The sequence below is a fragment of the Fenollaria sp. genome (assembly GCF_057222035.1).
On the sequence record NZ_JBXXYC010000006.1, the window covers coordinates 35,912 to 49,421 of the forward strand.

At 36.5% G+C, this 13,510-nt stretch carries 15 protein-coding genes; all 15 read left to right on the forward strand.

Annotated features, from left to right (window positions below; all coding sequences use genetic code 11):
• Nucleotides 1–32 precede the first annotated feature (32 nt).
• Nucleotides 33–824 carry a hypothetical protein gene (locus tag AC2UOP_RS05430; protein ID WP_484832912.1) on the forward strand — a complete coding sequence of 264 codons (792 nt, stop codon included), beginning with the start codon at nt 33–35 and terminating at the stop codon, nt 822–824.
• 65 nt (nt 825–889) lie between these two features.
• Nucleotides 890–1,117 (forward strand): type II toxin-antitoxin system RelB/DinJ family antitoxin, encoded by a 228-nt coding sequence (locus AC2UOP_RS05435; protein WP_070600054.1) that lies wholly within the window; start codon nt 890–892, stop codon nt 1,115–1,117.
• Nucleotides 1,114–1,500, forward strand: coding sequence for a type II toxin-antitoxin system death-on-curing family toxin (locus AC2UOP_RS05440; protein WP_484832913.1), 387 nt, complete (start codon nt 1,114–1,116; stop codon nt 1,498–1,500). The genes AC2UOP_RS05435 and AC2UOP_RS05440 overlap by 4 nt, the downstream gene beginning before the upstream one ends.
• Nucleotides 1,500–2,111, forward strand: a complete 612-nt coding sequence (locus AC2UOP_RS05445; protein ID WP_484832914.1) for a hypothetical protein — start codon at nt 1,500–1,502, stop codon at nt 2,109–2,111. The genes AC2UOP_RS05440 and AC2UOP_RS05445 overlap by 1 nt, the downstream gene beginning before the upstream one ends.
• 105 nt (nt 2,112–2,216) lie before the next feature.
• The gene (locus AC2UOP_RS05450; protein ID WP_484832915.1) at nt 2,217–3,188 is read left to right on the forward strand and encodes a stalk domain-containing protein; all 972 of its coding nucleotides are present in this window, start codon (nt 2,217–2,219) and stop codon (nt 3,186–3,188) included.
• 137 nt (nt 3,189–3,325) lie between these two features.
• Nucleotides 3,326–5,128 (forward strand): DNA polymerase III subunit gamma/tau, encoded by a 1,803-nt coding sequence (gene dnaX / locus AC2UOP_RS05455; RefSeq protein ID WP_484832916.1) that lies wholly within the window; start codon nt 3,326–3,328, stop codon nt 5,126–5,128.
• A gap of 6 nt (nt 5,129–5,134) precedes the next feature.
• Nucleotides 5,135–5,464 carry a YbaB/EbfC family nucleoid-associated protein gene (locus AC2UOP_RS05460; RefSeq protein ID WP_026880709.1) on the forward strand — a complete coding sequence of 110 codons (330 nt, stop codon included), beginning with the start codon at nt 5,135–5,137 and terminating at the stop codon, nt 5,462–5,464.
• A complete protein-coding gene (gene recR / locus AC2UOP_RS05465) occupies nt 5,464–6,045 on the forward strand; it encodes a recombination mediator RecR (RefSeq protein ID WP_019214867.1) in 582 nt (193 codons plus the stop codon). The genes AC2UOP_RS05460 and recR overlap by 1 nt, the downstream gene beginning before the upstream one ends.
• Before the next feature lies 1 nt (nt 6,046).
• Nucleotides 6,047–6,802 (forward strand): glutamate racemase, encoded by a 756-nt coding sequence (gene murI, locus AC2UOP_RS05470; RefSeq protein ID WP_484832917.1) that lies wholly within the window; start codon nt 6,047–6,049, stop codon nt 6,800–6,802.
• Between the two features lie 8 nt (nt 6,803–6,810).
• Complete coding sequence (gene fni, locus AC2UOP_RS05475) at nt 6,811–7,848, forward strand: type 2 isopentenyl-diphosphate Delta-isomerase (protein ID WP_484832918.1); 1,038 nt, start codon at nt 6,811–6,813, stop codon at nt 7,846–7,848.
• Nucleotides 7,849–9,294 (forward strand): nicotinate phosphoribosyltransferase, encoded by a 1,446-nt coding sequence (locus AC2UOP_RS05480; protein WP_484832919.1) that lies wholly within the window; start codon nt 7,849–7,851, stop codon nt 9,292–9,294.
• 254 nt (nt 9,295–9,548) lie between these two features.
• A complete protein-coding gene (locus AC2UOP_RS05485) occupies nt 9,549–11,309 on the forward strand; it encodes an S-layer homology domain-containing protein (protein WP_484832920.1) in 1,761 nt (586 codons plus the stop codon).
• Nucleotides 11,310–11,392: 83 nt separating this feature from the next.
• Entirely contained in the window at nt 11,393–11,932 is a 540-nt protein-coding gene (locus tag AC2UOP_RS05490) for a hypothetical protein (protein WP_154648852.1), read from the forward strand.
• A 53-nt stretch (nt 11,933–11,985) separates the two neighbouring features.
• On the forward strand, nt 11,986–12,768 hold the full coding sequence (thiD, locus tag AC2UOP_RS05495; RefSeq protein ID WP_484832921.1) for a bifunctional hydroxymethylpyrimidine kinase/phosphomethylpyrimidine kinase: 783 nt from the start codon (nt 11,986–11,988) through the stop codon (nt 12,766–12,768).
• A 176-nt stretch (nt 12,769–12,944) separates the two neighbouring features.
• Complete coding sequence (locus AC2UOP_RS05500; protein ID WP_484832922.1) at nt 12,945–13,208, forward strand: hypothetical protein; 264 nt, start codon at nt 12,945–12,947, stop codon at nt 13,206–13,208.
• The last annotated feature ends 302 nt before the right edge of the window (nt 13,209–13,510 follow it).

Consider the following 13,510-nt stretch of genomic DNA (forward strand, 5'->3'; position numbering starts at 1 on the left):
TTGTGATATACTATATACAAGGAAGTGATACTATGAAAAAGTTTTTACTTATACTAATGTCTTTGCTAATAGTGATGAGTGCATTTGCCTGTCAAAAGCCAAATGAAGTGGCAAATGAAAAAAGCGAAGCAAACGAAACAAAAGAAACAAACGAAACAAACGAAACAAATGAAGCAAATGAAGCAAATGAAGCAAACGAAGCAAATGAAACAAGTGAAATAGACGAGACTAATCAAGTGGACGGAGGAGCTCTAATACCTGCTGTCATGGTTAACGGCAAATTATACAAGGATACTGGTGTTTTAAATAACTTAGTCAAATGCGGCACCATGGACGGCAAGATTGACAAAGTGGTTCCTACAAATGAGTTTCCAAAGAACGACGGCGAGTCAAACTTTGACAAATGCGAGTACCAATACGCTGGCGATGGTTTCTTAACTATTTATTATGAAGGCAAGTACCTATTGTTCTCAACTGGTGACATTTGGGACGAGACTAAGAAATACGTCGCAAATTTCACAGGAACTGTAGAGGAAGTAGTATATGACGAAAGTGCAAAGGCTGCTACTATGCTTAGAATAAAAGATATAGAGGTGCCTAAAGAGTTTAAATATGTTTTCGGAAAAAATACCGAGTATCCAAATCCAATCTTAGTAAAGCTTGATAATGTAGTCGTTCAAAAGGACAGAGAGCCAATTGATCCAAAAGATATTGAAGGCAAAAAAGTCACAGTCTACTTTGACGGCACAGCACACAACACAGAGCTAACATCGAGTGCGCTAATTACAATCGACTCAGCTTATGAAGTAGAAGTTCTAGAGTAAAATACAGAGAATACACTTGATTTTCATGTGCAATAGATGTATAATATACACAAGGAAGTGATATTATGTCAAAAAGCAATTTAACGATAGCGATGGATAAGAACGATAAAGAAAAATTTATAAACTTAGTTGATGAACTTGGACTAAACGTATCGACAGCTATAAACATGTTTGTAAAGCAATCAATCAGAGAGAATGCTTTGCCACTGAATTTAAAGATTAATAACATAGAAAAGATATCTGAAGACATTATGAATGAATACGATGAAGCATTTAGGGAGCTTTCAAAGTGATATACGTAAGTATAGATGAAGTTATTTTACTTCAAAAAAAACTAATTGATAGATACGGAGGCCTAGAAGGTATAAGAGATTACGGACTTTTGGAGTCATCAATAAAAAGTATTTATCAAACTTTTGATGGGAAAGAACTTTATCCAACAATTTTAAGCAAAATAGTAACAGTATCTTATTTATTAATAAAAAATCATTGTTTTTATGATGGAAACAAGCGAATTGCAATGATGCTTTTATTATATTTATTAAAAGTAAATAATATTAATCATACTTTGACTAATAAAGAGATCATTAACTTAGGCCTAAGCCTTGCATCTGGATCTATGTCAAAAGATGAATACATGGGATATATTATAGACAAAGTGGAAGTTTTAGACTAATGATGGACGGTATACAAAATATTTTCAAGGAAAAATTTAAGACTAAGGATATAAAAAGAAAATTAATTCTGAGCCTGATATACTTAGTAGTTACTGGATTTATCTATCTCGTAACTAAGCTCACTGGACTAATTTTTTCAGTAAACTTAGTGTTTATACACATAACACTTCGAGGGCTTTGCTTCGGGCTATTCTTACTAGCTGCAATATGGATAATTTATGCTCTATCACTTATTTTAGATGCACGTAAAAAAATTATTCCCAGGGTAATCATCTCATTAATAATTGCGGCAATTGTGTTATTCACAGCATTTGCAGGACTTATGATTGGCCTTGGCGCTGACACTTACTACGAATTTACTTCAGACGATGGCAAAAACATAGCCGTAGTAAGCGAATATAACTTTTTATTTAGCACGACGCTTGATATGTATAAGAGAGAAAATATATTCTTCCTTCGCAAGATCGAGGATGATTTCTACACAGGCGACCAAGGCTATATCATGGACGCTGGCATATATGAAGTGAAGTGGGACGGACCTATATTTAAGCTTAGTTTTGAGCAAAAATATGGACCATATAATTATGAATACAATTTAAATGATTATTAATGGCTTTCGTATGAGAGCCATTTCTCTTGCCAAAATTTATCCTAAGTGATATAATATATTTATAAGCAATATACTTTGTTAGCAGGGTAAATTAAGGAGGAGAAAATGAAGAAGAAAATTTCGTTATTATTAGTAGTTCTTATGCTAGTGACATTTATGCCTATGTCAATGGCTGCGAGTGAAGAAAGGTCTATGGAAAGTTCTCAAAAGTTTACGGTTAACGGCGAGGCGGCCCCTATCAGAGCTTATATAATTAATGGCAAAAATTATTTAAGGCTTCGTGATGCAGCCGCTGCACTTAAAGGAACTAAGGCACAATTCCAAGTAGACTATGACAAAGAAAAAGATCTTGTTATGATTGAAACTAATAAACCGTACGAAGATTTATCAAATACCAAGATCTATTCATCACAAAAAAAGCTTTGGGCAACTATGAAAGATATGGATATACTTTTTAATGGTAAAGAGAGAAAACTTAAATCTGCTTTTATTATCGATACAAATTACATCGAACTAAGAGATTTATCAAAGCTAATGGGTTTTGCTGTCAGCTATGACGCGCCTACAAAAACTGTAGCAATTACATCAGATAAAGTTAAAATGCCTTGCTTACTTGATTTTGAGCTAGAAGACTTTGACGGCAAAAAATATAATATAGCTGACATATTAGCCGAGCACGAATACACTTTAGTCAACGTTTGGTCGACTGAGTACGCACAATGCAAAAAAGAACTGCCTGACTTAACAAAGCTTGCAAACGATTATAATGGCAAAGCTGGCTTCCTTGGCGTTATTCATAACATTGAGCCTCTTACTAGCACATCAAGTGATTATGACAAGAAGACTAGAGAAGAAAATATAACTACGGCAAAGGACTTATTAAACCAAGCTTATGCCAAATATGCCAATCTATGTCCTAGTCAAGCGGCTGAGAAGTATTTTAATTTTAAGATCAAAGCCTTTCCAACAGTTTTTATCTTTGATAGCGAGGGCAATATTCTCGAAACATTTATTGGCGTTGGCGCTCATGGTTTCTACGAAAAATATGAAAGAGCATTGAAAAAATATATTGAATAAACTATTAAGGGCTTTCAGATGAGAGCCCTTTTATAATTATCTTTATGCTTTAATAGCTTATAAAGACCATTCACGTCTTTATTTTTTTTTATTTTTGTGGTATAATATTTATAATTATAGTTTAAAGGAGGCAAGGGATGAGCGAAGCTTTATACAGAAGATTTAGGCCCAAGACTTTTAACGAAATCATCGGTCAAGATCACATCACAACCATACTTAAAAATCAAATACTTCTAAGTAGACTATCTCACGCCTACCTATTTACCGGCACGCGCGGAACAGGCAAGACCTCTCTTGCAAAAGTTTTTGCAAGGGCAATCAACTGCCTTAATCCACATGATGCTGAGCCTTGTAATGAGTGCGAGAACTGTCTTGAGGCGATAAGCGGCAAGGCAGTCGACATCATAGAGCTAGACGCTGCATCAAATAACTCCGTCGACAATATACGCGAGCTTCGTGACAAGGCGATATATCTACCAACTAAGCTAAAATACAAGGTTTACATCATAGACGAGGTTCACATGCTATCGAAGGGTGCCTTCAATACACTTCTAAAGATACTTGAGGAGCCGCCAAAGCATCTGATATTCATACTTGCAACGACAGAGCCAGAGAGGATACCAAAAACAATCATCTCACGTGTTCAGCGCTTTGATTTTAAAAGGATAGACGAGGATCTCATCGCGAAAAATTTATCTCGCGTTCTTGACATCATTGGCAAAAAATATGAGGACGATGCAGTCGAAATCGTAGCTAGAGCAGGCGCTGGCTCGATGAGAGACGCTTTATCCATGCTTGAGAGCACAATCAGCTACTCAGACACACTTACTAAAGATAGCGTCTTGAAAGCCTTGGGACTGCTTGATGAATCCTACTCTACTAGCATAGTAGAGGCGATATTCACACGCAATCTGGAAAAATATTACTTGAGTTTAGATAAGCTCTTCCTTGATGGCAAGGATGAAGCGATGATTATAGATGGCATAATTAAGGCGCTTAGAGAGATTTTATACGACAAAGTTAATAAAACCCACAAATATAATTTCAGCTTTGACATAAAGCTTATGGACATCATAAACGCGATCGACATCTACATGGATTATCTTGAGAGGATGAAATTTGTCAAGGAAAAGAGAATTTTTGTTGAGATGGCGGGTCTTAAGGTCATGAGCCTTGACAGCGACGTTATGAAGATGAACTTCGATAGGAGTGTCACAGTTAGTGATTTAGCACATCCTGTTAATAATAATCAAGTTAATGGTGATGGAGAAGCCACTTCGTCAAAAACAGTTCAAAACAGTCAAGACGACTCTTTTGATGACTTAGCAAGTCTTGAGATGGGCATGGTAGATTACGAAGATGAAGGTTTTTATTTCACAGAAACAGAAGAAGAACCCAAAAAAGAAATAAAAACAAAGCACAAGACAGAATCAGAAAATCATACAGAGCACAGAGAAAAAACACAATTCACCGAGACTGAGAAATCAGAAATTGAAACATATTTTGACGAAGAGACACAAGACGAAGAAGAAACTCATGAGACTGAAGCTGATAAAAACATAATCCAAGATGAAAATGAAGAAAAAACTATTGATCTAGATGAAGATGAAGCACCAGAAGAAGATTTTGAAAAAAACAAAGCACTTTATGAAAAATTTTTGAATGATGATGAGATGAAAGTACTTAAGAGCATTTTCACAGATTTTGAATATTCAAAAACAGTTTCCAGTGTACTAGTACTTAAAAAGTCTCGTGACATAGCTCTTGACACAAGTGTAGCTCTTGTCAACATGAACAAGGAAGCTATATTAAAAACTATAAACAAATATTTTAACGATATAATCGATATTAAAATTGAAAGCTCCGACCAAGAGAAAAAAACTCTCAAACTTAGAGAGGACCTTAAAGAATTTTTGGGCGGCAAGCTTATAATTAAGTAGGAGGTAATTATGAAAAGAGGATTCCCACAAATGGGCGGCAACATGAATAACATGATGAAGCAGCTTAAAAAAGCACAAGAAAATATGCAAAAAAAGCAAGAAGAGATTGAGGCTACTACGTTATCAGTAGATAAGGGCATGGTAAAGGTTGATATCACTGGCAAAAAAGAGATCACAGCCATCACTATAGATCCAGAAGTAGTTGACAAAGACGACGTTGAAATGCTTGAAGACCTAATCATGGTCGCAGTGAATGAGGCTATCGCAAAGGCTGAAGACCTTATGAACACTGAGATGGGCAAATTAACTGGCGGCTTAGGTATTCCAGGACTATAATGGATAGACTAGATAAGCTAGTTAAAAATTTAGAATCTTTTCCGCAATTTGGCTCGAAGTCATCGATAAAGTTCGCTTATTATCTTTTGAATAATAAGGACAAGGCTATGAGCCTAGCGAAGGATATCGAGGAGACTCTTGAAAATATTCACAGATGCAAAATCTGCTGTAACTATAGCGAAGCAGACGTTTGCGGCATTTGCTCTGACGATGAAAGAGATCACTCTACCATCTTAGTAGTAGAAAAAGAGGAAAATGTTATGCGCCTTGACAAAGAAGGCGGCTACAACGGTCTTTATCACGTTTTAGGCGGCACCATCAACATGCTTGAGGGCATAGGACCAGACGAGATTAACATGGCTGAGCTATTCCAAAGGATTGATGGCAGCGTGAAAGAAGTAATTATAGCGACTGATCCAGACGTTGCGGGCGCTGTGACAGCAAATTACATCAAAGAGAACATCCCAGACAAGAGCGTTAAAGTGACTAGGATAGGTACTGGTGTGCCTATGGGCGCTGACCTAAGCTACTACGATGCAGAAACTATCAGAAAGGCGATCGACAATCGTGTCGACATGTAATATGAAGAAATTAGCAGTTATTGACTCAGGTATAGGAGGCTTATCGGTTGTTCGTGAGCTTCTTAAACTTGATAATGAAATTGAAATAAATTATTTCGGGGACAATATCAGAGTGCCTTATGGCAATATGAGCCGTGAAGAAATTCTTTCCTGTATGGGAAATATTTTGGACTTCTTATATAAAAAAGGCGTAACTGACTGTCTTGTCGCTTGTAATACCATGAGTAGTGCCATCTTAAATACTGGCTACACTCATAAAATTAAGTTATATAATATAGTTACGCCAGCCATAGACGAAGTAAAAAGGCTCCGTCTAAGGAAAGTGGCTATACTTGCGACAAAATTCACCATTGCCTCAAAAGAGTACGACAAAAGGCTCAAAGCGATAGGGACCGATGAGCTTTTAGAGATGGCGAGCGCATCGCTTGCAGCTCTTATCGAGAACTTTGATGATAACAGGGACGTCATCGAAGAAGAACTTCTTGATTACAAGAGGCTTATTGATGAAGGCGGCTACAAAAACTTAATTTTGGGCTGCACTCACTACGAGTTCATAGACAGCATTTTTAAAGATTTAATGCCCGAAGTAGAATTTATAAGGCCTGCGAAGCTCTTAGCTGAGAGCTTTGATACGAGTGGACTTGAAAAAGGGGATTTTAATATCTACACGACAAAGGGCCAAGAAACTTATATCAAGAGTCTAAGGACGCTTGATATAAAGAAAAAATTAAATATTCAAGACTATATAGAGATCTAGGAGGAACCATGAAAAAGATTGATTACAAGGAGAAAGTCAAAGAACTCCATCTGACAAACTTTTTAAGAGCGGAAGATGGCAGTACTGACACGCTTCTTTCAGATGTTTTCATAGACAACAACTCTCTTCCTGAGCTTTCCATAGACGAGGTTAGACTTGAAAAGAAATTCTTCAACAGAAACTTTTCTCGTCCTTTTTACATAAATGCGATGACTGGCGGCACAGAAAAGGCGCTTAGAATCAATGAGATTCTTGCTAGGCTCGCAAAAAACTACGATATACCTATGATGCTTGGAAGCGAGAAAGTGGCTGTTGTGAACAATAAGTTTCCTGAAACATTCACCATTGCACGCGAAGTGAACAAAGACGGCTACCTTATAGCCAATGTCGGCGCTACAGCGGATTTAGACGTGATGAAGAAGGCAGTTGAGCTAATTAATGCCAACGCCATCGCCATACATCTAAATGCCTTTCAAGAGCTTATCAATGGTGACGGTGACAGGGATTTTACTAGCTATATGAAAAATATCGAGGCGGCACTTAATTATTTTAAACTGCCAATCATAGTTAAAGAATGCGGTTTTGGTATGAGCCAAAGGAATATCGAGGATCTTGCCAAGCTCGGTGTCAAGTACATCGACATATCAGGCGCAGGCGGCACAAATTTTGCTAGGATCGAGTCTATGGCGAACGCTGCCGAAGATTTCTCAGATATATTTGACTTTGGTACGCCAACGGCACTTTCTATACTATATGCGAGGGAGCTCAAGAAAAAGTACAAGTTTACCTTAATCGCCTCAGGCGGCATAAGGACTGCGATGGACGCATTCAAAGCCTACGTTATAGGCGCTGACGTCGTTGCACTTGGCGGAGAGCTATTAAAATACGTTTATCACGGCTCTTATGAAGCTAGTAAAGATTACTTGGATAGCTTTTCGGAAAAGCTTAGAAAGCTGATGCTCATCACATCTTCACGCAACACAGGCGAGTTAAAGCATGTGAGATACAAATTAAAAGGCAGACTAAAGGAGCTTTGGGAGGATTAAATGAAAAATGACAATAAAAGCATAAATCTATCAATGCTGGCGGACTACTACGAGTTCACTATGGCAAACGGTTATATTGCTAATGGCGTAGAAAATACAGAGGCAGTCTTTGATATGTTCTTTAGAAAAGTACCTGATAACGGTGGCTTCGCCATCTGTGCGGGACTTGAACAAGTAATTGAATATATAGAAAATCTTAAATTTACAGATGATGATATAGAATATTTTAAAAGCAAAAAAATATTTTCAGAAGAATTTTTGGATTTTTTAAGAAATTTTAAATTTACATGCGATGTATGGGCGGTTGAAGAGGGTACACCAGTTTTTCCACAAGAACCCATAATCATAGTCAAGGGACCTGTAAAAGAAGCGCAAATCATGGAGACGATGATACTTCTTACCATAAACTACCAATCCTTGATAGCGACAAAGGCAAGCAGAATAGTTAGAGTTGCTAAGGGTAGAGCCGTTTCAGAATTTGGCTCAAGACGCGCTCAAGCGAGCGAAGCGGCGATACTTGGCGCGAGAGCAGCCTACATCGGCGGCGCTAAAGCTACTGCAAACACTATCACAGACAAGTTCTTCGGCGTTCCAGCCACAGGCACCATGGCTCACTCGTGGGTACAAATGTTTGATACAGAGCTAGAAGCCTTTAGAGCCTACGCAAAAGTTTATCCAGACTCCTGTGTTTTACTCGTTGACACCTACAATACACTCGAAGAAGGCATTCCAAACGCGATAAAAATTTTTGATGAACTTAGGGAGGGTGGTCATGAAGGCGTTGGCATCAGGATAGACTCAGGCGACCTTGCTTATCTATCGAAAAAAGCAAGAAAGATGCTTGACGAAGCAGGCTACCCAAATGTTAAGATCATGGTTTCAAACTCACTAGACGAGTACGTGATTAAAGACCTTCTTGGTCAAGGCGCACAAATCGATGGTTTTGGAGTTGGCGAAAGACTGATCACATCAAGAAGCGAGCCAGTTTTTGGCGGCGTATATAAACTTGTATCCACATTCAAGGACGGAAAAGAAATATACAAGATTAAAATCAGTGGCGACGTTGAAAAGATAACTACACCTGGCTTTAAAAAGCTATATAGATTATACGATAACGAAACAGGAAAGGCACTTGCAGACTTAGTTACAACACACGATGAAGAGATCGATTTCACAAAAGATATCGAGATCTTCCATCCATTATACACATGGAAGAAGAAAACACTTTCAAATTACACAGCAAAGCCGCTTCTAAAGAAAATTTTCGATAAAGGTAAATTAGTGTATAATAAGAAGACAATTGATGAAGTACAAAAATATTCACTAGACGAGGTTGATAAGCTTTGGGACGAAGTCAAAAGACTTGAAAATCCACACGAGTACTACGTCGACCTTAGCAAAAAACTTTGGAAAATCAAAAACGATATGCTTAATAAAGAAAATTAATATCATAAGCTCTTTGAGGGAAAGCCTTGAGGAGCTTTTTTATGCCATTTTATAGCTGTATGTTTATGAAGCCAGCAATGTAAAATTTTAATTCATTAAATTTGTAAATGTTTTGTAAATATTTTCGCTTTTCGTAAATGTTATAATTATTTCGCAATCGAAAGTAATATATGGCATAGAAAGCCTGAATTTACTAAGCTTATGCATAATTTATACACAAGCCAAATATTTAGGCTTAAGAGAGGAGTTTTAAAATGAACAAATTAAAAAGAATTATTTCCCTAGCATTCATCATTGCCTTTGCACTATCACAATTCGAGTACGTTAAAGCAGAGAGCGTTGAGGCAGATATGACAAATGCGCAAAACGCAGAGACAGTAGTAGCTTCAGAAGAAGTAGAAAAAGAAGAAGCAAAAGAAGAAGAAGCAAAAGAAGAAACAGTTGCTACTTGTAAAACACATGACGAGGCAGTTAAAGAGCTTACAAAAGCTATGGATGAAAAGATGTCTAAATTAAACGAAAAAAATGATGACTATATACTTAGAATTAATAAAGTTGAAGAGCCAAAAGATTATCAAGACCAAAGCTTAGATCCAGCTAAACATAAAAGTCATTATCAATTGTCTTTTACAATAATAAACAAAGAAAAATCATTTTCTGAGATTGACATGACAAACCTAGCAGAACTTATAAATGATCTATATAAAGAAGATAAAATAGATAGAATAAAGTTTACACTACACAAAGATGAAGGAAGCAATCTAAAGGATAAACTTGCTAATTTAGATGACGAGCAAAGAAAAGTAGAAATTAACGCCTTAATCAAGCATGGCTTAATAAACTCTATGATACTTGGAGAGGGTAGAAAGCTTGGAACTATAGATAACAGAGAAGGCGGCATAAGACTTAGTAAAAAAGCTTGTGACAACAAAGAAGCCTTCCTTTGGTTAAGAATACCATTTAGAAATGCAATAGTAAACGAAATAAAAGATAAAATCGAAGCAAAAGACATCACAGTTAATAAGAACGACAAGGTTAATTGGAAAGATGGAGTAAAAATAAAAGACACATACAAAGACATTCAAGGCTATCAAGGCAATATAAATGAGGCTAAAGTTACTGACGAATCAAAGAGGGATACAAAGACAGCTGGCGAAAGATTAGGCAGAATCAAATTAAAATTCTCAGACGATACAGAATTAACACTAGAAAATCAAAAACTCATAGTGAAAGAAGATAAAAAAGCAGAAGAAAAAGAATTGCTTCCACAAAGAAAAGACAATGAAAACAATAAATATGACAGATACGATAAAAATGATAGATATGATAGAAATGATAAAAAAGACAAAAAACAAAAAACAGATAAAAATTCTAAAAAAGATAAAAATATAGAATCTGAAGAAAAACAAGAGAAAAAACAAGAAACAATGGACTACGGCATATTAGCGCCAGCACAAGCACTTAGACTAGTTCAGCACAAAGACCTGCCACAAGGCGAAAAAGGCGAAGCTACTAGAGAACTTATCGCAAGAGGCGTACTAAGCGGCGTTTCAGATACAGAGTTTAAAGGCAAATTAGCCATCAATCGCGCCATGCTAGCCCAAGTCCTTATGACAATTTCCAAAGATAAATCAGTAGGCTTCGTAGATTATCTAGACATAAAAGGAGACGAGTGGTACGCAGACGCTATGACATGGGCGCTAACACACGGCATCTACAAAGGCTACACAGACAAAACAGTTAAGGCAGCACAAAACATCACACGCCAAGAATTTGCCTCAGTTATCTATAATTTCATAAAAGAACACAATATCAATATGCCAAAAGTAAAAGACTTTAATTACAAAGACCAAGACCAAATCGCTACATGGGCACTTAATCAAGTTAAATACCTTGACGAGATAGGCCTTGTTAATGGCGCTAGCACAGATAATTACAACGCAAAAGGCACATACACAAGAGAAGAACTTGCACTAACAATATATAAAATTATTAAATTCATAGAAAATAAATAATTATATCAGCTCTTTGAGAAATATCTCGGAGAGCTTTTTACGTTTTCTTAACAATCAGGTGATATTATATCTTGGGTGATATTATGGAAGAACTTAGTATAAATTTTTCTGCTCTGCATTACTTTAAAAGGCTGCTGCTCTTTGTATTTGCAATATTTCCAGCCTTTACCATCGGCTTTGCAATCCTAGGAAGCCTAGTCGAAAAAGGCGGCATATTTCAATGGGTTATAGTCCTTTTCTTCTTTTTCTTTGTGTTTATGGTTTTAAACGCACTCAAAAACGTCATCCTCCTTATATTTAGAGAGGAGGCTTTGGTTTTAAAAGAGAACGTCTTTGTAGATAAATTCTCCAAATATAAACCCATCAGCATAAGCTGGGACGATGTAGATGAGTTTAAAATAAAAAAGACACAAAATCAAGAGCTGATGGACGTTTACACACTTCACATAAAGTATAAAAATCTTGATAAGTACAAAGACATTAAGGCCATAAACAAGGTGAATAAATATTATAATGCGAGAGATACAGTAGAAATAGAGCTAGATTTGGCAAACCTTTCATACAGGGCAAATGACTACGAGATACTTGAAAAGTACTACTACATCGTGAAACATAAAGGATAGCTTGACAAAAACGGCCTAATGTAATAAAATCATCTTAATAAAGGAGACTAGTCATGCTAAAAGAAAAGCCTGTAATACTGTCAATCTCAGCCTTAGACTCAAGCGCCCTAAGAGGCGTCGAGGCAGACGTCAAGACAGCACTAAAACTAAATACCTACTGCACAGTCGCGACAACATGCGTGACCAGCCAAAACACACAAAGGTCAATCTCAAGACTTGCCCTTTCCTCGTCCATGGTCTACGACCAGATAAAGGCAGCGAGCGAAGACTTTCATATCGGATGCGTCAAAATCGGACTCATATCAAACATCAATCAGGCAAAAGCAGTCAAAGACGCATTAGATAAATACTTTAATGACGTTCCAGTCGTACTAGATCCAGTCATCGCCTCAAAATTCGGTCATATCTATACAGATTCAGAAACACTTGACTACATTAAGGAACATATCTTCACTAAAGTCACACTCATCACACCAAACATGAAAGAAGCAGAAGTTTTATCAGGAATGAAAGTTACTACAGTTATGGAAATGATGGCAGCAGCACAAAAACTTCATGACAGCTACGGCATAAGCGTTCTGATTACAGGAGGCGCACTAGAGGGCGAGCTAAAAGACGTACTAGTTATAGATGGCATGGAAAAAATTATAGATAGAAAAAGAGTCGATAGACAAGCCTTCGGACTTGGAGCGACAGTTTCCACCGCCATCGCCACATATTTAGCAAAAGGATTTGAAATGGAAGAGGCAGTTAGATTTGGACTGGAGTATTTAACGCTATGCCTTCAAGAGCGCATAAATTTGGGACAAAATGAAGGAGCGATCTGGCACGTATAAATTATTTCTTATAAAACCACCTAATAAATTCACCCATATATAATATAATAAGGAAGAAACTTTATAAATATAAATTATGCTATGTTTTTTACATAGCATTTTTTGTATATATTTTGTAAATAATTTCGTCTTTCGAAACGGTTATACTTGTATTGTAGAAAAGAAAGGAGAAAATTATGAATAAATTAAAAAGAATACTATTTACATTTTTTATATTTGCTTATTTACTTGCACAGTTCGAGTCAGTCAAAGCAGAGAGCGTTAAGGCAGAGTACACAGATGCAGCCAATACAGAAGTCATCACAGAAGTATTGAGTGCAGATAAAAAACCAATTGACATGAATAATGCTTTAATGACAGAACCAATTGCATGCGATGAGGGTTATGGCGCAGCACGTGAAGACTTTGTTCCAGAGAGCATAATCAAAGAAAAGCCTTAGATGAAATAGCCCCCATATAATAAGAAGAGAATATAAAATAATTCATTTAGATGCTAGGAACTTACCTAGCATTTTTCGTTGTAACAATTGGGTACAAGTTATACATTTGAAAAATAGAAAAATAGAAAAATAGAAAAATAAATTTCTGGCACATCTATGTAAAGGATTGTTACATTTATGTTAAATTATAAAAAAATATTGCCTTTTGAAAAATTATGTGCTATAATTAAACCAAATCAGATAAGATTTTCTGTGCCACCAGAAAAACTTTGTTAAAGACATACTTAGCAAAAGTATTTCAC

Coding starts and splice junctions, on each gene's coding strand:
- AC2UOP_RS05430 (WP_484832912.1), top strand. CDS start 33: ATGAAAAAGTTTTTACTTATACTAATGTCTTTGCTAATAGTGATGAGT.
- AC2UOP_RS05435 (WP_070600054.1), top strand. CDS start 890: ATGTCAAAAAGCAATTTAACGATAGCGATGGATAAGAACGATAAAGAA.
- AC2UOP_RS05445 (WP_484832914.1), top strand. CDS start 1,500: ATGATGGACGGTATACAAAATATTTTCAAGGAAAAATTTAAGACTAAG.
- AC2UOP_RS05450 (WP_484832915.1), top strand. CDS start 2,217: ATGAAGAAGAAAATTTCGTTATTATTAGTAGTTCTTATGCTAGTGACA.
- dnaX (WP_484832916.1), top strand. CDS start 3,326: ATGAGCGAAGCTTTATACAGAAGATTTAGGCCCAAGACTTTTAACGAA.
- recR (WP_019214867.1), top strand. CDS start 5,464: ATGGATAGACTAGATAAGCTAGTTAAAAATTTAGAATCTTTTCCGCAA.
- murI (WP_484832917.1), top strand. CDS start 6,047: ATGAAGAAATTAGCAGTTATTGACTCAGGTATAGGAGGCTTATCGGTT.
- fni (WP_484832918.1), top strand. CDS start 6,811: ATGAAAAAGATTGATTACAAGGAGAAAGTCAAAGAACTCCATCTGACA.
- AC2UOP_RS05480 (WP_484832919.1), top strand. CDS start 7,849: ATGAAAAATGACAATAAAAGCATAAATCTATCAATGCTGGCGGACTAC.
- AC2UOP_RS05485 (WP_484832920.1), top strand. CDS start 9,549: ATGAACAAATTAAAAAGAATTATTTCCCTAGCATTCATCATTGCCTTT.
- AC2UOP_RS05490 (WP_154648852.1), top strand. CDS start 11,393: ATGGAAGAACTTAGTATAAATTTTTCTGCTCTGCATTACTTTAAAAGG.
- thiD (WP_484832921.1), top strand. CDS start 11,986: ATGCTAAAAGAAAAGCCTGTAATACTGTCAATCTCAGCCTTAGACTCA.
- AC2UOP_RS05500 (WP_484832922.1), top strand. CDS start 12,945: ATGAATAAATTAAAAAGAATACTATTTACATTTTTTATATTTGCTTAT.